Source organism: Flavobacterium saliperosum (genome assembly GCF_900100625.1).
Taxonomy (GTDB): Bacteria; Bacteroidota; Bacteroidia; order Flavobacteriales; family Flavobacteriaceae; genus Flavobacterium; species Flavobacterium saliperosum.
Genome location: NZ_FMTY01000001.1, coordinates 202,224 through 224,129, shown reverse-complemented (window position 1 = coordinate 224,129; position 21,906 = coordinate 202,224). Strand labels below are relative to the sequence as shown.

The 21,906-nt window shown below is 40.6% G+C and carries 21 protein-coding genes; 12 read left to right on the top strand and 9 right to left on the bottom strand.

Going from position 1 to position 21,906, the window contains the following annotated elements; genetic code table 11:
* The first annotated feature begins 116 nt into the window (after positions 1 to 116).
* From BLQ05_RS01125 to BLQ05_RS13685, 4 genes are all read left to right on the top strand, one after another.
* Complete coding sequence (locus tag BLQ05_RS01125; RefSeq protein WP_023575304.1) at positions 117 to 2,888, top strand: bifunctional aconitate hydratase 2/2-methylisocitrate dehydratase; 2,772 nt, start codon at positions 117 to 119, stop codon at positions 2,886 to 2,888.
* Positions 2,889 to 3,012: 124 nt separating this feature from the next.
* Entirely contained in the window at positions 3,013 to 5,277 is a 2,265-nt protein-coding gene (locus tag BLQ05_RS01120; RefSeq protein ID WP_023575303.1) for an aconitate hydratase, read from the top strand.
* Positions 5,278 to 5,374: 97 nt separating this feature from the next.
* Positions 5,375 to 5,923: a TlpA family protein disulfide reductase gene (locus BLQ05_RS01115; RefSeq protein WP_023575302.1), complete on the top strand. Its 549-nt coding sequence runs from the start codon at positions 5,375 to 5,377 to the stop codon at positions 5,921 to 5,923.
* Between the two features lie 87 nt (positions 5,924 to 6,010).
* Positions 6,011 to 7,414 (top strand): peptidoglycan endopeptidase, encoded by a 1,404-nt coding sequence (locus BLQ05_RS13685; RefSeq protein WP_023575301.1) that lies wholly within the window; start codon positions 6,011 to 6,013, stop codon positions 7,412 to 7,414.
* Positions 7,415 to 7,471: 57 nt separating this feature from the next.
* Here the strand turns inward: BLQ05_RS13685 and BLQ05_RS01100 are convergent, their stop codons facing one another.
* The 3 genes from BLQ05_RS01100 to BLQ05_RS01090 form a co-directional block, all read right to left on the bottom strand.
* The gene (locus tag BLQ05_RS01100; RefSeq protein ID WP_023575300.1) at positions 7,472 to 7,993 is read right to left on the bottom strand and encodes a GNAT family N-acetyltransferase; all 522 of its coding nucleotides are present in this window, start codon (positions 7,991 to 7,993) and stop codon (positions 7,472 to 7,474) included.
* Positions 7,994 to 8,071: 78 nt separating this feature from the next.
* On the bottom strand, positions 8,072 to 9,520 hold the full coding sequence (locus BLQ05_RS01095; RefSeq protein WP_023575299.1) for a glyceraldehyde-3-phosphate dehydrogenase: 1,449 nt from the start codon (positions 9,518 to 9,520) through the stop codon (positions 8,072 to 8,074).
* A gap of 132 nt (positions 9,521 to 9,652) precedes the next feature.
* Entirely contained in the window at positions 9,653 to 11,044 is a 1,392-nt protein-coding gene (locus BLQ05_RS01090) for a S1C family serine protease (protein ID WP_023575298.1), read from the bottom strand.
* Positions 11,045 to 11,177: 133 nt separating this feature from the next.
* On the opposite strand from BLQ05_RS01090, the gene dapF reads away from it, so the two are divergent.
* The 5 genes from dapF to BLQ05_RS01065 all read left to right on the top strand — a co-directional run bounded on the left by dapF (position 11,178) and on the right by BLQ05_RS01065 (position 15,291).
* Complete coding sequence (gene dapF / locus BLQ05_RS01085) at positions 11,178 to 11,960, top strand: diaminopimelate epimerase (RefSeq protein WP_023575297.1); 783 nt, start codon at positions 11,178 to 11,180, stop codon at positions 11,958 to 11,960.
* A 56-nt stretch (positions 11,961 to 12,016) separates the two neighbouring features.
* Positions 12,017 to 12,550, top strand: coding sequence for a GNAT family N-acetyltransferase (locus BLQ05_RS01080; RefSeq protein ID WP_023575296.1), 534 nt, complete (start codon positions 12,017 to 12,019; stop codon positions 12,548 to 12,550).
* A gap of 1 nt (position 12,551) precedes the next feature.
* Positions 12,552 to 13,592: an endolytic transglycosylase MltG gene (gene mltG, locus BLQ05_RS01075; protein WP_023575295.1), complete on the top strand. Its 1,041-nt coding sequence runs from the start codon at positions 12,552 to 12,554 to the stop codon at positions 13,590 to 13,592.
* A gap of 60 nt (positions 13,593 to 13,652) precedes the next feature.
* Entirely contained in the window at positions 13,653 to 14,552 is a 900-nt protein-coding gene (locus tag BLQ05_RS01070; protein WP_394359134.1) for a DUF2279 domain-containing protein, read from the top strand.
* Positions 14,553 to 14,649: 97 nt separating this feature from the next.
* Complete coding sequence (locus BLQ05_RS01065) at positions 14,650 to 15,291, top strand: lysozyme family protein (protein ID WP_176756866.1); 642 nt, start codon at positions 14,650 to 14,652, stop codon at positions 15,289 to 15,291.
* Here BLQ05_RS01065 and BLQ05_RS01060 read toward each other — a convergent pair.
* The 3 genes from BLQ05_RS01060 to dnaA are packed head-to-tail and all read right to left on the bottom strand — an operon-like array spanning position 15,288 to position 17,908.
* Positions 15,288 to 16,013, bottom strand: coding sequence for an SAM-dependent methyltransferase (locus tag BLQ05_RS01060; protein ID WP_035653833.1), 726 nt, complete (start codon positions 16,011 to 16,013; stop codon positions 15,288 to 15,290). The genes BLQ05_RS01065 and BLQ05_RS01060 overlap by 4 nt on opposite strands.
* The gene (locus BLQ05_RS01055; RefSeq protein ID WP_035653831.1) at positions 16,010 to 16,477 is read right to left on the bottom strand and encodes a low molecular weight protein-tyrosine-phosphatase; all 468 of its coding nucleotides are present in this window, start codon (positions 16,475 to 16,477) and stop codon (positions 16,010 to 16,012) included. The genes BLQ05_RS01060 and BLQ05_RS01055 overlap by 4 nt, the downstream gene beginning before the upstream one ends.
* Before the next feature lie 3 nt (positions 16,478 to 16,480).
* Positions 16,481 to 17,908: a chromosomal replication initiator protein DnaA gene (gene dnaA, locus BLQ05_RS01050; protein ID WP_035118042.1), complete on the bottom strand. Its 1,428-nt coding sequence runs from the start codon at positions 17,906 to 17,908 to the stop codon at positions 16,481 to 16,483.
* Between the two features lie 188 nt (positions 17,909 to 18,096).
* Here dnaA and BLQ05_RS01045 point away from each other — a divergent pair, with 188 nt between their 5' ends.
* On the top strand, positions 18,097 to 18,507 hold the full coding sequence (locus BLQ05_RS01045; RefSeq protein ID WP_023575289.1) for an acyl-CoA thioesterase: 411 nt from the start codon (positions 18,097 to 18,099) through the stop codon (positions 18,505 to 18,507).
* Positions 18,508 to 18,525: 18 nt separating this feature from the next.
* Here BLQ05_RS01045 and BLQ05_RS01040 read toward each other — a convergent pair whose 3' ends face one another.
* Genes BLQ05_RS01040 through ribD form a run of 3 tightly spaced genes read right to left on the bottom strand, consistent with a single transcriptional unit; the run spans position 18,526 to position 20,779 of the window.
* Entirely contained in the window at positions 18,526 to 19,134 is a 609-nt protein-coding gene (locus tag BLQ05_RS01040; RefSeq protein ID WP_023575288.1) for an IMPACT family protein, read from the bottom strand.
* An 8-nt stretch (positions 19,135 to 19,142) separates the two neighbouring features.
* Positions 19,143 to 19,742, bottom strand: coding sequence for an HAD family hydrolase (locus tag BLQ05_RS01035; protein WP_035653829.1), 600 nt, complete (start codon positions 19,740 to 19,742; stop codon positions 19,143 to 19,145).
* Positions 19,739 to 20,779 carry a bifunctional diaminohydroxyphosphoribosylaminopyrimidine deaminase/5-amino-6-(5-phosphoribosylamino)uracil reductase RibD gene (ribD, locus tag BLQ05_RS01030; RefSeq protein WP_035653827.1) on the bottom strand — a complete coding sequence of 347 codons (1,041 nt, stop codon included), beginning with the start codon at positions 20,777 to 20,779 and terminating at the stop codon, positions 19,739 to 19,741. Before ribD ends, BLQ05_RS01035 begins: the two co-directional genes overlap by 4 nt.
* A 27-nt stretch (positions 20,780 to 20,806) precedes the next feature.
* Between ribD and BLQ05_RS01025 the strand changes: the two genes are divergently transcribed.
* Both BLQ05_RS01025 and BLQ05_RS01020 read left to right on the top strand, forming a co-directional pair.
* Complete coding sequence (locus BLQ05_RS01025; RefSeq protein ID WP_035654025.1) at positions 20,807 to 21,295, top strand: GNAT family N-acetyltransferase; 489 nt, start codon at positions 20,807 to 20,809, stop codon at positions 21,293 to 21,295.
* Positions 21,296 to 21,463: 168 nt separating this feature from the next.
* Positions 21,464 to 21,898, top strand: coding sequence for an RrF2 family transcriptional regulator (locus BLQ05_RS01020; protein WP_023575284.1), 435 nt, complete (start codon positions 21,464 to 21,466; stop codon positions 21,896 to 21,898).
* Positions 21,899 to 21,906 lie beyond the last annotated feature (8 nt).

Sequence of the window (21,906 nt, the reverse complement as noted above, 5' to 3'; positions counted from 1 at the left end):
ATTCTTTCGAAATTAATGAAATGCTAAATAGTTTTTAATTCAGTTGGGAATGATTAAATTTGTGCGACTTTAAAAATAAAACGAGTAATAACATAACGGATTCAAATACTATTGAAATGACTATTTATAACGATTACATCAAAGAAATTGAAGAGCGTAAAACGCAAGGACTTCATCCAAAACCAATTGATGGTGCTGAATTGCTAAGTGAAATTATCGCACAAATCAAAGATTCAGCTAATCCAAATCGCGAAGATTCTCTGAAATTCTTTATTTACAATACATTACCCGGAACCACAACGGCTGCGGGGGTTAAGGCGAAATTCTTAAAAGAAATTATTTTAGGCGATTCGGCAGTGAATGAAATCACGCCTGCTTTTGCTTTCGAATTGTTATCCCACATGAAAGGCGGTCCTTCAATCGAAGTATTGCTTGACTTGGCTTTGGGGAATGATGCTGCGATTGCCAAACAGGCGGCAGAAGTTCTTAAAACACAGGTTTATCTTTATGATGCCGACATGGATTGCATTAAAGTGGCTTACGAAAGTGGTAATGCTATCGCCAAAGAAATTTTGGAAAGTTACGCTAAAGCGGAATTCTTCACGAAACTTCCGGAAGTGGCTGAAGAAATTAAAGTGGTTACTTTTATTGCCGGAGAAGGGGATATTTCTACGGATTTATTATCACCTGGAAACCAGGCACACTCTCGTTCAGATCGTGAATTGCACGGAAAATGTATGATTTCTCCTGAAGCACAAGCTGAAATCAAGGCATTGCAGGCACAACATCCGGATAAATCGGTGATGCTAATTGCAGAAAAAGGCACGATGGGCGTTGGTTCTTCTCGTATGTCGGGAGTAAACAACGTGGCGCTTTGGACAGGGAAACAAGCGAGTCCTTATGTTCCGTTTGTGAATTTTGCCCCAATTGTTGCGGGAACAAACGGCATTTCTCCGATTTTCCTAACAACTGTCGATGTAACTGGTGGGATTGGTTTAGATCTGAAAAACTGGGTTAAAAAAACTGACGCTAATGGTGAAGTGCTTCGTAACGAAAATGGCGATCCGATTTTAGAAGAGGCTTATTCTGTAGCAACTGGAACTGTATTAACAATCAATACAAAAACAAAAAAATTATATAACGGAGACCAGGAATTGATTGACATTTCTAAAGCATTCACGCCCCAGAAAATGGAATTCATTAAAGCGGGTGGGTCCTACGCAATTGTGTTCGGTAAAAAAATCCAAACATTCGCTGCAAAAACTTTAGGAATTGAAGCTCCTTTAGTTTATGCGCCTTCAAAAGAGGTTTCAATTGAAGGGCAAGGTCTTACAGCGGTTGAAAAAATCTTCAACAGAAATGCTGTAGGAACCATTTCCAAAAAAGCATTACATGCTGGTTCGGATGTTCGTGTAACCGTTAATATTGTAGGTTCACAAGATACTACCGGATTGATGACGGCTCAGGAATTGGAATCGATGGCAGCTACCGTAATTTCACCAATCGTTGACGGAGCTTACCAATCGGGTTGTCATACGGCTTCCGTTTGGGATAAAAAAGCACAGGCAAATATTCCAAAATTGATGAAATTCATGAACGACTTCGGTCTGATTACGGCACGTGACCCGAAAGGGGTGTATCATCCAATGACCGATGTTATTCACAAAGTGCTTAACGATATCACTGTTGACGAGTGGGCAATCATTATAGGTGGTGACTCGCATACCAGAATGTCTAAAGGTGTTGCTTTTGGTGCCGACTCAGGAACTGTTGCTCTTGCACTGGCTACCGGAGAAGCTTCCATGCCAATTCCGGAATCGGTAAAAGTGACCTTCAAAGGAAACATGAAGGAGTATATGGATTTCCGTGATGTGGTTCATGCTACACAAGCGCAAATGTTGCACAAGTTCGGTGGAGAAAACGTATTCCAAGGAAGAATTATCGAAGTGCATTTAGGAACACTTACTGCGGATCAGGCCTTTACCTTTACAGACTGGACGGCAGAAATGAAAGCGAAAGCCTCTATCTGTATATCTGAAGATGAAACATTGATTGAATCTTTAGAGATTGCAAAAGGAAGAATCCAAATCATGATCGACAAAGGTATGGATAATGCCAAACAAGTGTTGAAAGGATTAATTGCTAAAGCTGATAAGAGAATTGCAGAGATTAAGTCAGGTGAAAAACCAGCATTAACTCCAGATGCAAATGCTAAATATTATGCTGAAGTTGTGGTTGATTTAGATCAGATCGCCGAGCCAATGATTGCTGACCCGGATGTGAATAACGCCGATGTTTCTAAACGTTATACACACGATACTATCCGACCGCTTTCTTTCTACGGAGGAACGAAAAAAGTAGATCTTGGATTTATCGGTTCTTGTATGGTACATAAAGGCGATATGAAAATCCTAGCGCAAATGCTTAAAAATGTTGAAGCGCAAAAAGGAGAGGTTAAATTTAATGCGCCACTTGTGGTAGCGCCACCTACTTATAATATCGTGGATGAATTGAAAGCAGAAGGGGACTGGGAAGTTTTACAGAAATACTCCGGCTTTGAATTTGATGATAATGCGCCTAAAGCGGCAGCACGTACCGAGTATGAAAATATGTTGTATTTGGAACGTCCGGGATGTAACCTTTGTATGGGGAATCAGGAAAAAGCGGCTAAAGGGGATACGGTAATGGCCACTTCCACTCGTCTTTTCCAAGGAAGAGTTGTGGAAGATACAGCCGAGAAAAAAGGAGAGTCATTACTTTCATCTACCCCGGTTGTGGTACTGTCTACGATTCTTGGCAGAACCCCAACAATTGAAGAATATACTGCGGCAGTAGAAGGGATTAGTTTGACCAAGTTCGCACCTTCTCATAAGTTGCTGGTTAAATAATTGCAGGAATAGTCAATCATAATGTAAAAGCCTAAGTCGATAAACTTAGGCTTTTTTTGTTATAGCTAATCTATTTTTTGTAACTTGTAGGATTAAAATGGAATAACAAAATAATTATTTAATTATGGCTTTTGATATAGAAATGATTGAAAAAGTGTACGCGAATATAGCCTCCCGTGTGGATAAAGCACGTGAGTTAGTAGGGCGTCCGCTTACCTTATCGGAAAAGATTTTATATTCTCACCTTTGGGAAGGGATGCCTTCTCAGGCATTTTCAAGAGGAAAAGATTACGTTGATTTCGCACCGGACAGAGTCGCGTGTCAGGATGCAACAGCGCAAATGGCATTGTTGCAGTTCATGCACGCCGGAAAAAGCAAAGTGGCAGTTCCTACAACCGTACACTGTGACCACTTGATTCAGGCGAAAGTGGGCGCTAAAACCGACTTACAGGTGGCAAACACCCAATCAAAAGAAGTATTCGATTTTTTATCATCCGTTTCTAACAAATACGGCATCGGATTCTGGAAACCGGGATCGGGAATTATTCATCAAATCGTTTTGGAAAACTACGCTTTTCCAGGCGGAATGATGATTGGTACCGACTCTCACACGGTAAACGCAGGTGGTTTAGGGATGTTGGCTATCGGAGTTGGAGGTGCGGATGCGGTAGACGTAATGTCGGGCATGTCCTGGGAATTGAAGTTCCCAAAATTAATCGGCGTAAAATTAACCGGTAAATTATCAGGTTGGACCGCTCCAAAAGACGTAATCTTAAAAGTAGCTGATATCTTAACCGTAAAAGGGGGGACAGGTGCTATCGTTGAATATTTCGGAGAAGGTGCAGAAGCGATGTCTTGTACCGGTAAAGGCACCATCTGTAACATGGGGGCTGAAATCGGAGCAACAACTTCAACATTCGGGTATGATGATTCCATGAGAAGGTATTTGGCGGCTACCGGTCGTCAGGATGTGGTAAATGCTGCGGATAAAGTAGCGCCTTACTTAACGGCTGATGCAGAAGTATATGCAAATCCGGCGCAATATTTCGACCAATTAATCGAAATCAACTTATCCGAATTAGAGCCACATATTAACGGGCCATTCACGCCGGACAGAGGTACTCCGGTTTCTAAAATGAAGGCGGAAGCAGCAGCGAACGGATGGCCAATCAAAGTAGAGTGGGGACTAATCGGTTCGTGTACCAACTCTTCGTATGAAGACATGTCACGCGCGGCTTCCATCGTGGAACAGGCGGTAGCACATGGAATCACGCCTAAAGCGGAATTCGGAATCAACCCGGGTTCGGAGCAAATCCGTTACACTATCGAAAGAGACGGTATCATCGCTACTTTCGAAAAAATGGGAACCAAAGTGTTTACGAATGCTTGCGGACCCTGTATCGGACAATGGGACCGAGAAGGTGCCGACAAACAGGAAAAAAACACAATCGTTCACTCGTTCAACCGTAACTTCTCTAAAAGAGCGGACGGTAACCCGAATACACACGCTTTTGTAACGTCACCGGAAATGGTAGCTGCATTGGCAATTTCAGGAAGACTGGATTTCAATCCACTTACCGACACCTTAATAAATGACAAAGGAGAAGCGGTAAAATTAATCGCCCCAACCGGAGATGAACTTCCCAAAAGAGGTTTTGATGTGGAAGATGCCGGATTCCAGGCTCCTGCTGCTGACGGTTCAAATGTGCAGGTAGCGGTTTCAGAAACTTCAGACCGTTTACAATTGTTGGCTCCTTTTGAAGCATGGGACGGAAAAAACATTACCGGTGCCAAGTTGCTAATCAAAGCGTACGGAAAATGTACGACTGATCATATTTCGATGGCAGGTCCATGGTTGCGTTTTCGTGGTCACCTGGATAATATTTCAAATAACATGTTAATCGGGGCGGAAAATGCTTTTAACGGCAAAGCGAATTCCGTTAAAAACCAACTGACGGGTGCTTATGATGCTGTTCCCGCGGTGCAAAGAGCGTATAAAGCGGCTGGTGTTCCTTCCATCGTTGTGGGTGACCATAACTACGGAGAAGGTTCTTCCCGTGAGCACGCTGCAATGGAACCTCGCTTTTTAGGCGTGAAAGCGGTATTGGTAAAATCATTTGCCCGTATCCACGAAACGAACCTTAAGAAACAAGGGATGTTAGCGTTAACGTTTGCTAACGAAGCGGATTACGATAAAATTCAGGAAGACGATACCATCAACTTCTTAGATTTAACAGAATTTGCGCCAGGAAAACCATTAACATTGGAATTCGTTCATGCAGATGGAACTAAAGATGTCATTTTAGCGAATCATACTTACAACGATAGTCAAATAGGTTGGTTTGTTGCCGGTTCTGCTTTGAACCTGATAGCGGCCGGAAAAGCTTAATTATATTAAAATTATATTAAAAACGCTCCCAAACGGAGCGTTTTTTTGTTGGTGTAGTCGCTAGTTTCTATATTTACACTTTAAACGTTTGAATGCAATGAAAAAAATACTTGTAATTGGAATTCTACTGATTGGGATTGTAGCGGCTTTTAATGTTGATAAAATTAAAGATGCTTTTGCAGGGTCCAATTTAACCGAACCAACCACGATTCCGTTTGAAAAACAGTTGCCGATGTATTCGTATGACTGGAAGTTAATAGGGCCAACCGGAAAGACAATTTCGTTTGTGGAATATATGGGACGAAATGTGATTGTAAATTACTGGTCGTCAAATTCTCCGGAATCGGTTGAAGAATTGAAAGTATGGGCTAAACTGTATGAAGAGTATAAAAATGAGGTGTTTTTTGTTTTTGTAACTAATGATTCTCAGACGGATGCGTTAAAATTTATAAAAGAAAACGAGTATGTTTTTCCGATGTTTTATTCCGGAGGGACACCTTTGCGTTCCATTGTCTTGGACAAGGCACCAAAAACATATCTGATTGCAAAAAACGGGCGGATTGCCGTGAATCATTCGGGAGCTGCCAATTGGAATTCGGAGAATTTCAGAAAGGTTTTGGATGCCTTTATAAAGAATAATAAATAAAAATGTTTCCGGAAAATCCGGATTTTACATTTCGAGTAAAACAAATTTTAAGCTATTGCGTTTAAAGTTTATACAAATAACTATTTAATGAGAATTTCAAAACTTCTTTCCATATTGTTTCTGCTTATGTCGGTGTCTGTTTTTGCACAAAAAACAATCCGTCATAAGGTGGTAAGCGGTGAATCGGTGTACAGTATCGCAAAAAAATACAATGTTTCGGAGGCGGAGATTTTCGAGTTGAATCCCAAGGCCAAAGGAGTACTGCAATTGGACATGGTACTTTCGGTTCCTAAAAACGCTAAGAAAAAAGAGGAAGAGAAGAAAGGAAAATTTGTCCCTAAAGGCGCTTCTCATAAAGTGGAATCGGGCGAATCGTTATATACCATTGCCAGAAAATACGATACTTCCATTGATAAACTTCGGGAAGCCAACCCGCAATTGGATTCCGATAATTTACAACTGGGGGAGCTGCTCGCTTTGCCTAAGGGAATTAAAAATCAATGGGAAGAAAAACCTTCAAAGGCAGAACTCGCAAAGATTGCCAAACTTCAAAACAAATTACAAAAACACACAGTCGCTTCCGGCGAATCGTTTTATGTAATCGCCAAAAAATACAATATTTCCGTGGAGGAACTAAAGAAGGCCAATCCGCAATTCGATAATGACAAATTGGATATAAAGGATGTGGTGTTTATTCCCGGGACAGAAAATACGGCAGTAGCGGAGAAGAAGAAAACCAAAGAAGAGAAGAAGAAAGATAGCGAAAAGACTGAAACGGAGCATGTTGTTGTGGTTGCTGATAATAAAGCAAAAGGGACTAAAGATGACGCTTCGGTATTTCATGAAGTTTTGCCTAAAGAAACCAAGTACGGCATTTCAAAGCGTTATGGAGTCTCGATTGCCGAACTGGAGAAGTTAAACCCGCAAATCACCAATGGTTTGGAAGTGGGACAGCAACTTGTAATTAAAGGAGTTGTGACTAAGGAGGACACTGGGGCGAGTAAAGAGATGATGGCTTCAAACGACGCAAATGACGTTGCTTCAGCTTCGGATATGGATGTTGTCGAAACTAAAAGAGAGGTGATGCCTTTGTCGGCTGATGCGGCAATGAAAGCTGATTTTCTGATAGCCAAGGCTTCGGAGAATTTAGGGGTGCGTTACCGTGGCGGCGGAACCGACAGAAATGGTTTCGATTGCTCCGGGTTGATGTTTTCGACCTTTAAAAATATTGAAATGACTTTACCAAGATCATCTTCGGATATGGCAGCCAATTCAGGGGTGAAAGTAGACCGCAGCCAAGCACAAAAAGGGGATTTGATTTTCTTTGCCACGCGCGGAAGAGGAGTAGGTCATGTGGGAATGATTACCGAAATTTCAGAAGATGAAATCAAGTTCATTCACTCTTCCACCAGTTCCGGGGTAATTATTTCGTCTACCAAAGAACCGTATTACGCCAAGCGTTTTGTTCAGATAAACAGAGTGCTGGATTAGTTCAGATAAAACCAAATGTCTCGTATAGCAAGGCATTTTTTGTTTGTGAAAAGGATTTTATTTCCAATCTTTTTTCGAAATAAGGTATTCAAAATTCAGTTTTTTGGGTTCACCGTGGTAGGCCACTTCGATTTCTCTGACTTTTACAGCGCCCAATCGTTCAATGGCTTTTTGGGAACGCCTATTTTCGGCACCAATGTGAAAATGCACCTTGTCCACAAACTGAAATGCGTACTCCAACATCAGTTTCTTAACCAACGGATTGCAACTCGAACCCCAATAGTTTCTTCCGTAAAATGTATAACCGATTAAAACGCTTTTATTGGTTTTGTCCAAATCATAAAAACGCGTACTTCCAATTGCCGAATTTGTTTTCTTATCAATAATGAGAAATGCCCCTCTGGATTCCATTGCGCCTTCGAAAAAGTTCTGAAAAACGTCTCGTTGATAACGATTTTTATTCGGATGCTGCTCCCAAATCAACGGATCGGAAGCAACCTCAAATAAGGCTTCAAAATCCGATTCCTGTAAAGGAATCAGTTTGACGATTTCGTTTTCTAGAATGGGTTGGAGGTTCATAAGCAGCGTTTGTATAAAATTACAAAATCCGCCCCAATTTCTCGAAGCGGATTTGTGAATTATAAAAGTTGTCAACTATTAGTAGTACATGTATCTTCTAACTTTAGCAATGTATTTTGCCAAACGGATAACCTGATGGCTGTAACCGTATTCGTTATCGTACCATACATACATCACCACGTTTTTACCATCGGCAGAAACAATAGTGGCGTTACTGTCAAAAATAGCAGGAGCCGAAGTCCCTACGATGTCGGACGATACCAATTCGTTGTTTAAGGAATATTTGATTTGCTCTACAAGATTTCCTTCCAAAGCATATTTTTTCATAATGGCGTTCAAATCATCTTTGGTAGTAGCTTTGCTTACTTCAAGATTTAAAACCACTAACGATCCGTTTGGAACCGGTACGCGAATAGCGTTTGACGTTAGTTTTCCGGCTAAACTCGGTAATGCTTTTGCAACGGCACTTCCGGCGCCCGTTTCGGTGATAACCATGTTTAAGGCTGCAGCTCTTCCGCGACGGTACTTTTTGTGCATGTTGTCAACCAAATTCTGGTCGTTGGTATAAGCGTGGATCGTTTCCAAGTGGCCTTTAACAACGCCTAATGTCTCTTCCATAGCGGCTAAAACCGGAGTAATAGCGTTAGTGGTACAAGAAGCGGCAGAGTAGATTTTTACTTCATCCGGATTGTATTCTTCGTGATTTACACCATAAACGATGTTCGGAACGCCTTTACCCGGAGCAGTCAATAATACCTTTTCCACTCCTTTGGATACCAAGTGACGGCTTAAGGCTTCTTCCGTTGTGAAAGCACCCGTATTGTCAATTACCAATGCATCGTGAATTCCGTATGCGGTATAGTCAATTTCTTCCGGAGAATTTGCGGTGATAATATGAACCGTGGATCCGTTGATGATTAAGGCATTGTTTTCCACATCAGCAGAAACCGATCCTTCGAAATCGCCGTGAACGGAATCATAGCGCAATAAAGAAGCACGTTTTTCCAATAAATTGGCATCACTTTTATCACGGGTAACAATGGCTCGTAAACGCAATTGTTGTCCTTTTCCGATTTTTGACATCATTTCACGGGCCAACAAACGTCCGATACGACCAAATCCATATAATACAACGTCTTTGGGTTTGATTTCGGAAGTGTCTTTCGCGTGTTTTAATTTGTCGATTACAAACGCAGTGGCATCGTTGTATTTGTCGTCTTCTAAATGGTATTCGTAGGTTAATTTTCCAATGTCAATTCTAGCAGGAGGTAAGTCTAACGCCTGGATTGCTCTTGCAATTTCCACAGAATCGAAAACGTTGATTGGTTTTTGAACGAATTCAACCGCATATTCATGCAAATTGATGATATCACTCACATTTCTGTCGATTAGCTGGTTTCTGAAAAGTACCAATTCGATGGATTTGTCATACCATAAATCACTGATAATCTTGATTAGTTCTACGCCAGCTCTTCTTCTGTCTGCCTGAAAAGCCAATTCTTTTTCGTATAAAGCTGAATTGTCCATATTTTAAAGTGTGTTGTTAAAATTTGGTGCAAAAATATTGATTTTTAATCAGATTGCAGAAAATATTTTTGTGAAAATTCATTAAAAAAGCCCAATCTATTGACCGGGCTTCCTTTAATTATTTTTAGTTTGTTAGAGTAACATTTGAAGACGTTCTCCTGCCTGCGTGATGACTTCTACGCGGAACTTCTGATTGTTGGCTTTTGAATTCAGAATTCGGGAAGCCTGTTCCATGGAAGTGATTTTATTTCCGTCGATTCTAAGGATGATACTTCCTTTTAAAATATCTGCATATTCAATGTATCGCTCGTTGGTCACGTCTTTGATTTTTACGCCTTCGTTCAATTGGAATCGTTTTTTGTCTTTGGCATCAATCTCTTCAAATTCGAACCCTTCATAATCCACATTCACCAATTCTTTCTTGGTTAGTTTCACCGGAATGGTTTTTCGGTCGCCGTCTCTCAAAACCCCTACTTCCACAACGTCGTTTGGACGTTTTGTATTAATATATGAGGTTAAATTCGAATAGCCTTTAACTGGCTGACTGTCCAATTGCACAATAATATCGCCTTTTTTCAAGCCTGCCTTTTCAGCGCCCGAGTTTTTGGAAATGGAATTGATGTAAAAGCCCTGTGTTTCTTTTACGCCAAATTCTTTGGCAGCCATGCTGTTTAATTCGCCACCGCCTACACCAAGTACCCCGCGTTGCACATTCCCGTATTCCATTAAATCTTCAATGATTTTTCGGGTAATATTGGAAGGAACTGCAAACGAATAACCCGCGTAACTTCCTGTTGGTGAGGAAATCATTGTGTTGATACCTACCAATTCACCTCTGGTATTCACCAAAGCGCCTCCGCTGTTTCCTGGATTTACGGCCGCATCGGTCTGAATGAAGGACTGAATGCCGTCTTTACTCAAGTTACGGGCTTTCGCCGATACAATTCCCGCAGTAACGGTAGAGTTCAGATTGTACGGATTTCCAACAGCCAAAACCCATTCGCCCACTTTCATGTTGTCGGAATTCGCGAAAGTGGCATACGGTAACTTTTCATCGGCTTCCACTTTCAAAAGCGCAACATCCATTTTGCTGTCGGTTCCTACTAATTTGGCTTTGTAAGTTTTATTGCTGTTTAAGGTGACTTCCAGCTCGGTAGCGTTTTGAATCACGTGATTGTTGGTAACGATATACCCGTCTTCGGAAATAATCACTCCGGAACCGGTTCCAATTTGCGTTTGCTGTTGCCCGCCGCGATACCCATAAAAATATTCCATAATCGGGTTGGAGGGAACTTCAGACACCGAAACGTTCTTCACGTGAACCACATAATGCACGGCATTCTCTGCTGCCGTTGTGAAATCGACATTTTCCGCACCCAAAGTGACATTTTTGGAATAGTTGTCAGAGGCTACGGATAATTTGCTTCCCGAAGCGGAATTACTATCGAAAAGCAATTTGTATGCGCCAAGCGTTATTGTTCCGCTTAACAGAGATACGACTAATAAGCTTGAAAATTTATTCATAATCTAAGGTATGTTTAATTATTTAACAGTAAAATTAAAAACTTTATCAATTCAAAAAAAGGGTTTAACGCCCGTTTAACACACTTTAACTTGTCGTTAATATTCGTACTTTTGTTACTTAATTGACCATCAGATGCAATATACTTTTTATAAATATCAGGGAACGGGTAACGATTTTGTAATGATCGATAACCGAGATTTACATTTCCCCAAAAATGATACCAATTTAATCGAGAAATTATGCGACCGACGCTTTGGCATTGGTGCAGACGGACTCATACTGTTGGAAAATGACGATTCGACAGATTTCCGAATGGTGTATTACAATTCCGATGGTAATGAAAGTTCCATGTGCGGTAATGGCGGACGTTGTCTGGTGGCTTTCGCGAAGCAACTCGGAATCATTGACACGGAAACGACATTCATAGCCACCGACGGACTTCATTTCGCAACCATTAATGATGCGGGAATTGTGTCACTTCAGATGAAAGATGTGGATGAGGTGCGCGAAAATGACACGCATGTTTTTCTGAATACCGGTTCGCCGCATCATGTTCAGATGGTGGAAGATCTGCATATTTTCGATGTGCGGAATGAAGGTTCTAAAATACGATACAGCGATTTGTACGGAAAGGCAGGGAGTAATGTGAATTTTGTATCACAAACCGATGAAAACAAATTCCGATTACGTACTTACGAACGCGGTGTGGAAGATGAAACCTTGTCCTGCGGTACCGGAGCAACAGCAGTAGCGATTGCTATGAAAGCGACCGGAAAAACAAACAGTTCCATTATTGAATTGCAGGTGGAAGGCGGAAATCTTGAAGTGTCCTTTACTGAAAAAAACGGTATTTTTTCCCATGTTTTTCTGAAAGGTCCGGCTACTTTTGTTTACAAAGGCGAAATAGATGCCTAACAGCTATTCAAAATACCTAACAATACAAGAAGTCTAACAATCTAAGAAGTCCGATATTGATAACATTAAAAGGAGATACAATTTATTTACGAGCGCTGGAGCCGGAAGATTTGGAGTTTACCTATGCCATAGAAAATGATGAATCCATTTGGGAAGTGAGCAACACGCAAACACCTTACAGTCGGTTTTTAATACGCCAGTACCTTGAGAACGCGCATCAGGACATTTACGAGGCCAAACAACTTCGTTTGGCTATCTGTAAAAATGACAGCTTTCAGGTGGTGGGATTGATTGATTTGTTCGATTTCGACCCGAGAAACCAACGCGCCGGAATCGGAATTGTGATTAAAAACAGCGAAAACAGAAATTCAGGGATTGGGAGTGAAGCACTTGCACTCCTGATTAAGTATTGTTTCACCCATTTGCAATTGCATCAGTTATATGCAAATATTGGAACTGAAAATAAGGCAAGTATCAACCTTTTTACTAATTTTGGCTTCCAATGCATAGGAGTGAAAAAAGACTGGAACCGTTTTCAGAATCACTATGCAGACGAAGGATTATATCAGCTAATTAACCCAGCAAATTAAAATGAAATTTAAAAAAATACTTTCGATAGTATCGGTTGTAGTTTTATTTGGAGCAACCATTTTCGGCTATTTTATGTATAAAAAGGTGTTTTCTGATAACACCAAATTCAACGAAAACGAATTTTACGTTTATGTTCCCACCAATTCCACGTATCAGGATGTTCAGAAAATAATGGAGCCTTACGTGAAAGATATGGATAAATTTGACTTTGTAGCCAATAACAGAGGGTACAGTTCAAATGTCAATCCGGGGAAATTCCTAATGAAAAAAGGGATGAGCAGTTTTGATTTAGTTTCCTCATTGCGTCATAATGTCCCTGTAAAATTGGCATTCAATAATCAAGAGTCATTGGGGAAATTGGTGCAACGTTTGTCTTCGCAAATTGAACCGGACAGTTTATCGCTTACCGAAGTATTCACGGATTCTGTTTTTATGGCAGAGAACGGCTTTAATAAAGAAACGGTTTTGGCGATGTTTATTCCGAATACCTATGAGTTTTACTGGAACGTGACACCGATGAAAGTACGCGATAAATTAGCAAAAGAATACCGCAGATTCTGGAACGAAGAACGTCAGGCAAAAGCCAAAGCGTTGAATTTGACTCCGGTGCAGGTTTCTACTTTAGCGGCTATCGTTCACGAAGAAACGGCTAAAGCAGACGAAAGACCCCGAGTGGCGGGCGTTTACCTAAATCGTTTGAAACAGGATATGCCGTTACAGGCGGATCCGACCGTAATTTATGCGATAAAAGAGAAATCAGGAAATTTCGATCAGGTTATTAAACGCGTTATGTATAACGATTTGAAAATCAGTTCACCTTATAATACCTACATTCACACTGGTTTGCCACCAGGACCTATCGCGATGCCGGACATTTCGGCTATCGATGCGGTTTTAAATGCAGAAAAGCATAATTATGTATATTTCTGTGCCAGTGTGGAACGTTTTGGCTATCATGAATTTGCCGAAACATACGAGCAACATCAGGTAATCGCTAAGAAATATGCCGAGTGGGTGGCGAAACAAGGATATCAGCGTTAATTTTTGAGTACGTTTTTTAAAATAGTTACTGAAGAATCGCAAGTGTTTTTTACAAGAAAAGTGCTTGCGATTCTTTTTGTATTGTTATCGGTTACAGTTCAGTCGCAATCGAAAATGGAATCGTTTTTAACGCCTTCGGATACGGTAAACGTTCCCAGAAAAAATACGGTTTATATTTCCGAATCGGCTTTTTTCGGCGGAACATTGATTGGGTTGAACCAGCTTTGGTACAAAGACTATCCGAAATCATCTTTTCATTTTATCAATGATAATGACGATTGGCTGCAAATGGATAAAGCCGGCCACTTGTTTTCAACGTACCATTTAGGTCGGTTTGGCGCGGAAAGTCTGGCTTGGAGTGGCGCTACAAAAAAACAGCAATTGGTCTACGGAGCTACGGTTGGTTTTGCCTTTATGTCGGTTGTTGAGGTTTTTGATGGGTTTTCATCCGAATGGGGCGCTTCTTGGGGTGATGTGGCTGCAAACGTTGCCGGCGGTGGTTTGTATGTCTCACAGGAACTGCTTTGGAACGAACAACGGATTACACCAAAGTTCTCTTTCCACACTACCCGATATGCCGCTTTGCGTCCCAATACTTTGGGAAGCAGTTGGAACGAACAGATTTTAAAAGATTACAATGGTCAGACCTATTGGCTTTCGGTAAATCTGTATTCGTTTGCCAAGGCGAGTAAACTTCCGAAATGGTTAAATGTGGCTCTCGGTTATGGTGCTGACGGAATGGTTTCCGGGAATAAGGAAACCGTTTCTCCGGAAGTGGCGGCTCAAAATCATCGGAAACGCCAATTTTACCTCAGTCTCGACGTTGATCTTACAAAAATCAACACAAATTCTCACATTTTAAAAACTGTTTTCTCGGTTTTTAACACTATTAAGGTTCCTGCTCCGGCACTGGAGGTCAGTCAGTTCGGCGGTTTAAAAGGGCATTTTATCTATTTTTAACAAACTTTAACTTATTGATTTTCAGTTTTCTATTTTATGCTGTACCTTTGTCAACGGTAATTTCATGTCGGTGACAGCGCATGAAGAAATAGATTTTATGATAAAAAAATGGACTTATTTTTTAGGATTGGTACTTCTGATTACATTAATCAGTTCGGGTTTCAAAGCCTTTGAACCAGAGAAATTAGAAGGTTTTCACGTAGCGAATGACGAAGTAATTAACTACCTGGTACCAACCAAAGAAGAAACTGAAAAAGTGTATTACAATTTTCCGTATACCGGAAAATCGTATGTAGGTTTTAAACAGGCCATTGCGATTAAAGAGTCTTTGGGACTCTACCGATTAGTGAATCCTTTTGGTTATATGGGAAAATACCAATTTGGGAAAAGCACTCTTCGAACTTTAGGTGTTTATAACACCTCTGAATTTTTAAAAAATCCTGCTTTACAGGAAAAAGCTTTTAAAGCACTCCTCGCCAAAAACAAATGGGAGCTTAGAAAGGAAATTAATCGCTATGAAGGTCGTGTTATTAATGGTGTTAAAATAACGGAATCCGGACTTTTGGCGGCAGCCCATCTGGGAGGCGCCGGATCGGTAAAAAGTTATTTAAGATCAAACGGACAAAATGGTTTTACTGATGGTTTTGGAACTTCATTACGAAGTTACATCAAAAAATTTGGAGGTTATGACACTTCCAATATTGTGGCAAATGCAAATGCTAAGGTAAAACTAGACTAATGGGTTTTATGTATAATAAAAATGCAAGGTCGATTGTGTAAATCGGCCTTGTTTTTTTTCCATTGGTTCACCGATTGCGTTTTGATAAACTCCGTTGGTAATGTAATGTCACAGGCCACACATAATAGTGTGTTTGGCTGAAGAATCTGAAGTAAATCCTCTAAAAATTTATTGTTGCGATAAGGTGTTTCGATGAATAACTGCGACTGGTTTTTGTCAAACGATAATTTTTCCAGGTTCTTTAAAGCCGTTTTCTTCTCGGATTTGTCAATGGGCAGATAACCGTTGAAGGCAAAACTCTGACCATTCATTCCGGAAGCCATCATCGCCAATAAAATAGAGGAAGGTCCAACCAGTGGAACCACCTGAATGCCTTTATCATGCGCCAGTTTTACAATCACAGCACCAGGATCGGCAACACCGGGACATCCGGCTTCACTCATCAATCCCATGTTTTTGCCTTCTAATAATGGCTTTATAAATTCATGGTGCTCCGAAACATCGGTGTGTTTGTTTAAGACAAAAAGGTGTAGTTCGGGTTGTTTCTTTTCCGGATGTACGCTTTTGATAAAACGACGGGCTGTTTTTTCGTTTTCAACAATATAATGGTCGATGAAATCAATCGTTCTCTTAATGGTATGCGGCAATACATCTTCGGGGTTCATTTCGCCTAAAGTTGTCGGAATCAAATATAATTTTCCCAAAAGAGCGGTTGGTTTCATGAGTGTTTGGCTTTAAGTTTTTCGGCAATAATTTGGCAGGCATCATCCAGCATGTCGAATACCTGTTCAAATCCGTTTTGTCCGCCATAATACGGATCGGGAACATCAACGTTTTCATTCGGAAACAATTCGTTGAGAATCATTTGTACTTTCGACTTGGCTTCTTCAGAAGGTGCCAAAGCAATCACATTTTTGTAATTGGAAATGTCCATCACATAAATATAATCAAAAGTATCGAAATCGGTGGGGTGAATTTGTCTGCCGCGTTGATGGGTTATGTCTAAACCTCGTTTTTTGGCGGTTTGAATCGAACGGTTGTCCGGTTCCTGACCGACATGCCATCCTCCCGTCCCGGCCGAATCAATAAAAAACTGTTCCCTCGGGAGTTTGGATTGTAAAATTCCTTCCGCTAAAGGAGAACGACAAATGTTTCCCAGGCAGACCATTAAAATTTTAACCGGCATAGATTATAACGATAGCTTTTTGTGGATGTCGTCTACGTATTTCTTGAACTGCTTATCGGTAGAAACCAAGTTGTCTACTGTCTTGCAAGCGTGTAAAACCGTAGCGTGGTCACGGGAACCAATTTGCGAACCGATGTTTGCCAAAGAAGCTTTGGTGAACTTTTTAGCGAAAAACATTGCCAACTGTCGTGCTTGTACCACGTCGCGTTTTCTGGTTTTTGACTGTAGCGTTTCCACGTCCAATTGGAAATAATCGGAAACGATTTTTTGGATATAATCGATGGAAACTTCGCGTTTCACATTCTTAACAAATTTCTCCACGACTTGTTTTGCCAGTTCAATCGTAACTTCACGGTGGTTGAAAGACGATTGCGCAATTAAGGAAATAATCGCACCTTCCAATTCACGAACGTTGGATTTGATGTTTTTGGCCACATATTCCACAATATCATCCGGCATTTCAACACCATCACGATATAAAATGTTTTTTAGGATGGAAACTCGTGTTTCGTAATCCGGTTGGTGAATTTCCGCGGAAAGTCCCCATTTGAATCGCGATAACAAACGTTGTTCGATGTCCTGCATGTCTACAGGCGCCTTGTCGGAAGTCAGGATGACCTGTTTTCCGTTTTGGTGCAGATAATTAAAGATGTGGAAGAACACGTCCTGTGTTCCTGCTTTTCCGGAAAGGAACTGTACATCATCAATAATTAACACATCGATTAATTGGTAGAAATGAATAAAATCATTTCGGGTATTTTTCTTAACGGAGTCGATATATTGTTGCGTGAATACTTCCGCAGAAATATACAAAACCGTTTTTTCGGGATATTTTTCTTTGATTTCAACACCGATAGCATGGGCCAAGTGCGTCTTACCTAAACCAACACCTCCAAATATAAGGAACGGGTTAAAAGAAGTTCCTCCGGGTTTGTTGGCAACGGCCATACCGGCAGAACGTGCCAAACGGTTGGAATCGCCTTCAAGGAAATTATCGAAACTGTAATTCGAATTTAATTGCGATTCGATTTTTACATTTCGGATGCCGGGGATTACAAACGGGTTTTTTAACTCTGGATTTTTGTTCTGAATCGGAACATCGATTTCCTGAGTTTTTACTGCTGAACGGTTGTTACTTGGTAACTGTTCCGTAAACGGAAGTTTGTTGCCAAGTTTATTCTCCATTTTAATTTTATAAAGTAACTTTGCGCTCGGTCCCAGCTCTTTGGTAAGAGCTACTTTTAATAATTTAACATAGTGTTCTTCTAACCATTCGTAGAAGAATTTACTGGGAACTTGAATATATAATGCGTTATCTGTAAGTTCAACGGCCTTGATAGGTTCAAACCAAGTTTTGTATGCTTGGTCTTGAATATTGTCTTTAATAAAAGACAGGCAGTTTTCCCATACTGATTGCGCAGTTGTACTCATATATTCAGGCATGTTTTTGTAATTATTTGTTGGACAAAAAGTTAACGTAGGTTATCTTTTTTTTGATTGGGAAGACAAATATGTGGACAAAATTTTTCAAAAAAAAATCTTTTACATATTGGTTTTGTAAAAAAAAAATTGTAAGCCTTTTTTAAATAAAATTTAGAATAAATTAACGTAAATTTAAGATGAAAATTTATCAGTTTCAGGTGCGTGTCCGGTATGCGGAAACCGACCAAATGGGGGTCGTTTATCATGGGAATTATGCGCAATATTTCGAGATGGGACGCGTGGAATGGCTCAGAAACCTTGGGGTTTCGTATAAATGGATGGAAGAAAACGGAATTATGCTTCCGGTGGTTTCGCTTTCAATGAATTACAAAAAACCGGCACGTTATGACGACTTGCTTACGGTGAAAACGATCTTTAAAAGTCAGACCTCCGTTAAGATAGAATTTGACTATGAAATTTACAATGAACAAGGGGAGTTATTAACAATTGGCAACTCCGTTTTGGTGTTTGTGGACATGAAAACCGGTCGCCCGATTTTACCTCCAAAATACATCACGGAACGGTTGGTGGAATTAGTGGAAAACTAGAAATATCACAAAATAGTTTTATTCTTTTTCAAGAATCACCACTTCAAATAAATTGGAGAAAATGTCGAATACCATTTCGGCATTTTTTTTTCGGGTGGCAATTTCAATTTCGCAGCTCATTTCCATTTTTTGGGAAACGATATCCAGATTCTTTTCTTTGATCACCCGCATCACTTTATTCATGTTCTTATAGTCGAAACGGATCAGGTAATGGATGTCGATGGTTTTTTCTACAATGTCTGAAATTTCCAATGCCATTTGTGCTGCGGTTTTGTATGCCGAAATTAATCCGCCTACACCCAGTTTGACGCCGCCGAAATACCGAACGACCACAACCAATACATTGGTGACTTCAAACGACTGAATTTGTCCGTAAATGGGCATTCCTGCCGAATTGTTAGGTTCGCCATCATCGTTAGCACGATACTGTATTTTGGTGGTGCCCAATTGGTAGGCGTAACACCAGTGTCGGGCAGAAAAATGCTGCTTTTTTAAATCGTCAATGATGGCTTTAACATCTTCCTCTGTACTGACAGGAAAAGCATAGCCGAAAAACTTGCTGTTTTTTTCTTTATAGAGTACTTCTTCTGAGGGAGAAGCTAGCGTTTTGTATGAATCGGTTTCCAATGAAAGTGTTACCAGGTTTTTTCGAACAAATCCACGACGTCTTCTTTGCCTACTTCAAGGTTCCAAATGTGCATGCCCAAATTGGCTGCGACATCTGTATTGTGCTTGTTATCGTCTACAAAAAGGGTCTTCTTCGGATTCAAATCGTGTCGGTTGATGATGTAATTGAAAACTTCCGGGTCGGGTTTGCGCAAACCGATTTCATACGACAAATACACTTTCTCAAAACACTGATAGAATTCGCGGGCAAATGTCATACCCACCTTATGTTCGAATTTCTCAATGTGGGTTCTGTCGGTATTGCTTAACAGGAACAAGCGGTATTTTTGGGATAAACGTTGTAAAAATTCCAGACGGTACAATGGAAAATCCAGCAAAATGCTGTTCCATGCCTCCCGTATTTCGTCCAGTTCTTTGTTGGGAATATAGCGCTGAAAACCCGTAAAAAACTGCAACTCGTCAATTTTTCCTTTTTCGTAGCGTTTGTTCAGGCTGTCCAAATCTTCGTTCCAGCATACCAAACCTATTTTTCGCATATGATCAAAAGGAGCCTCCTGACTCAAATTGATAAAAACGTTTCCGAAATCAAATATAATTGTATCGATCATACATTTCTGAAAATTAATAGTTCGTCATCCAAAACAGTTTGCTTTTCGGTTAGTTTTCCTGAAAGATTTGGGGCCGACGTTCCGTTTGTAAAACTCACATTTCCTTTGAAAATCAGGGCTTCATCCCAAAGATTCGCATCGATAAATGTTTGTAAAGTTGCTCTTCCGCCTTCAATGATAACCGACTGGATTTCGTGTCGAAAAAGCACGTCGGTAATTTGGAAAGCCAAAGAATTATCAAAGGTACAATTTTCATAAAAAAGATTATCAGAATTCTTGAAATTTTGATTCTCCGTTATGATAATCGTTTTGGTCTTAAGGTCTTTAACAGCATATTCTTCTGAAATTTTCCCGGTTCTGTCCAATACCACACGAATCGGATTTTCTCCCGACCAATCGCGAACATCCAATTTCGGATTGTCGTCCAGAACGGTTTGTGTGCCCACGAGAATCGCCTGTTCCTCACTACGCCATTTGTGCGCCAACTGTCTGGAATACGGATTGGTAATCCAAACCGGTTTTTGTTCTTTTTTGGTCAGCGGCGCAATATAACCATCTGCCGTTTCCGCCCATTTCAAGATAATATACGGCCTTTTTTTCTGATGAAACGTAAAGAAACGTTTGTTGAGTTCGTTGCATTCGTCTTCCAAAATACCCACTGTGACATTCTTACCGGCTTCCATGAGTTTTTTAATGCCGCTTCCGGATACTTTTGCAAACGGATCGATGGTTCCGATAACCACATTCGGGATTTTGTGCGCAATAATCAAATCGCAACACGGAGGTGTTTTTCCGAAATGACTGCAAGGTTCCAGGCTGACATAAATCGTAGCTTTGGATAAGAGCGATTTGTCTTTAACTGAATTCACGGCGTTAACTTCCGCATGCGGTTTTCCTGCTTTACGGTGCCAGCCTTCGCCGATGATTTTTCCGTCATACACAATCACGCTGCCTACCAACGGATTCGGGTAAGTAGTTCCCAAACCATTTTTGGCCAGTTCAATGCAGCGTTTTATGTAAAATTCATGTATCTTCACGGTACAAAAATAAGCTATTTCTTAAGAATGAGTGAAGTGATAATCAGAGAAATCCAAAAAGCAGATAATGTTTCGGTTGCCAAAGTAATCCGAAGTGTTTTGGAAGAATTTAATGTACCGAAAGTGGGTACAGCCTATGCCGATCCACAGTTGGATTGTATGTTTGAAACGTATGCCGAACCCCAATCGGCTTATTTTGTGGTGGAAAAGGATAATAAGATCATCGGTTGTGCCGGAATAGCACCATTGGCTAACGGTTCGCCGGAAGTTTGTGAGCTGCAGAAAATGTATTTTCTGCCGGAAACCCGTGGTTTGGGAATAGGAGTGAAGATGATGGAAACCTGTCTTGACAAAGCGAAGGCATTCGGATTCAAACAATGCTATCTCGAAACCATGCCGTATATGGAAGCCGCCCAAAAATTATATCAGAAATCCGGATTTGACTATCTTGAGGCACCAATGGGTTGTACCGGACATTCGTCCTGCCCGGTCTGGATGATAAAAAATTTAGAATAGAATACTGGTAGTTTCGATGCTTGTTTGGATTCTTCGCACGATTGATTCCGTTTTTTTCATCGTTTAAAAAAAATATCGTGATTACTTTGTGAACCGGTTTTGAATGAACATCAAAATTCGTATTTTGCAGGGTGATTAGCACATCATTTAATCAATACCTAATTGACTATGTTTTCTAAAGCATGTGAATACGGAATCAGGGCTACTATTTTTATAGCTTCAGAATCCTTGAAAAATAATAGAGTCGGACAAAAAGAAATTGCGGAGGAAATTGATTCCCCGGTCGCTTTTACTGCCAAAATACTACAGAAGCTGGTGCATCGCAACATTGTGAGTTCCGCTAAGGGGGTAGGTGGCGGCTTCAGTATCGAAAAATTCCGATTGAAAGAAATCAAGTTGGTCGAAATAGTCGAAGCCATTGACGGCGATTCCATTTTCAGGGGTTGCGGTTTGGGATTGAGCGATTGTTCCGAAGACCATCCCTGTCCTGTGCATGATAAATTCAAATCCATTCGTGGGGAACTGACCATAATGTTGGAAGATACCACTCTGGAAGAACTCGCGTTGGGAATAAAATCCGGCAGTACTTTCCTGAGATATTAAAAAAAAGG

Bases quoted from the DNA above. Each gene is read 5' to 3' on its own strand.
- BLQ05_RS01090 (WP_023575298.1), bottom strand. From the start codon at position 11,044: ATGAATAAATTTTCAAGCTTATTAGTCGTATCTCTGTTAAGCGGAACA.
- BLQ05_RS01025 (WP_035654025.1), top strand. From the start codon at position 20,807: ATGAGTGAAGTGATAATCAGAGAAATCCAAAAAGCAGATAATGTTTCG.
- BLQ05_RS01065 (WP_176756866.1), top strand. From the start codon at position 14,650: ATGATAAAAAAATGGACTTATTTTTTAGGATTGGTACTTCTGATTACA.
- BLQ05_RS13685 (WP_023575301.1), top strand. From the start codon at position 6,011: ATGAGAATTTCAAAACTTCTTTCCATATTGTTTCTGCTTATGTCGGTG.
- BLQ05_RS01020 (WP_023575284.1), top strand. From the start codon at position 21,464: ATGTTTTCTAAAGCATGTGAATACGGAATCAGGGCTACTATTTTTATA.
- dapF (WP_023575297.1), top strand. From the start codon at position 11,178: ATGCAATATACTTTTTATAAATATCAGGGAACGGGTAACGATTTTGTA.
- BLQ05_RS01125 (WP_023575304.1), top strand. From the start codon at position 117: ATGACTATTTATAACGATTACATCAAAGAAATTGAAGAGCGTAAAACG.
- BLQ05_RS01060 (WP_035653833.1), bottom strand. From the start codon at position 16,013: ATGAAACCAACCGCTCTTTTGGGAAAATTATATTTGATTCCGACAACT.
- BLQ05_RS01055 (WP_035653831.1), bottom strand. From the start codon at position 16,477: ATGCCGGTTAAAATTTTAATGGTCTGCCTGGGAAACATTTGTCGTTCT.
- dnaA (WP_035118042.1), bottom strand. From the start codon at position 17,908: ATGAGTACAACTGCGCAATCAGTATGGGAAAACTGCCTGTCTTTTATT.
- BLQ05_RS01120 (WP_023575303.1), top strand. From the start codon at position 3,013: ATGGCTTTTGATATAGAAATGATTGAAAAAGTGTACGCGAATATAGCC.
- mltG (WP_023575295.1), top strand. From the start codon at position 12,552: ATGAAATTTAAAAAAATACTTTCGATAGTATCGGTTGTAGTTTTATTT.
- BLQ05_RS01095 (WP_023575299.1), bottom strand. From the start codon at position 9,520: ATGGACAATTCAGCTTTATACGAAAAAGAATTGGCTTTTCAGGCAGAC.
- BLQ05_RS01115 (WP_023575302.1), top strand. From the start codon at position 5,375: ATGAAAAAAATACTTGTAATTGGAATTCTACTGATTGGGATTGTAGCG.
- BLQ05_RS01100 (WP_023575300.1), bottom strand. From the start codon at position 7,993: ATGAACCTCCAACCCATTCTAGAAAACGAAATCGTCAAACTGATTCCT.
- BLQ05_RS01035 (WP_035653829.1), bottom strand. From the start codon at position 19,742: ATGATCGATACAATTATATTTGATTTCGGAAACGTTTTTATCAATTTG.
- BLQ05_RS01045 (WP_023575289.1), top strand. From the start codon at position 18,097: ATGAAAATTTATCAGTTTCAGGTGCGTGTCCGGTATGCGGAAACCGAC.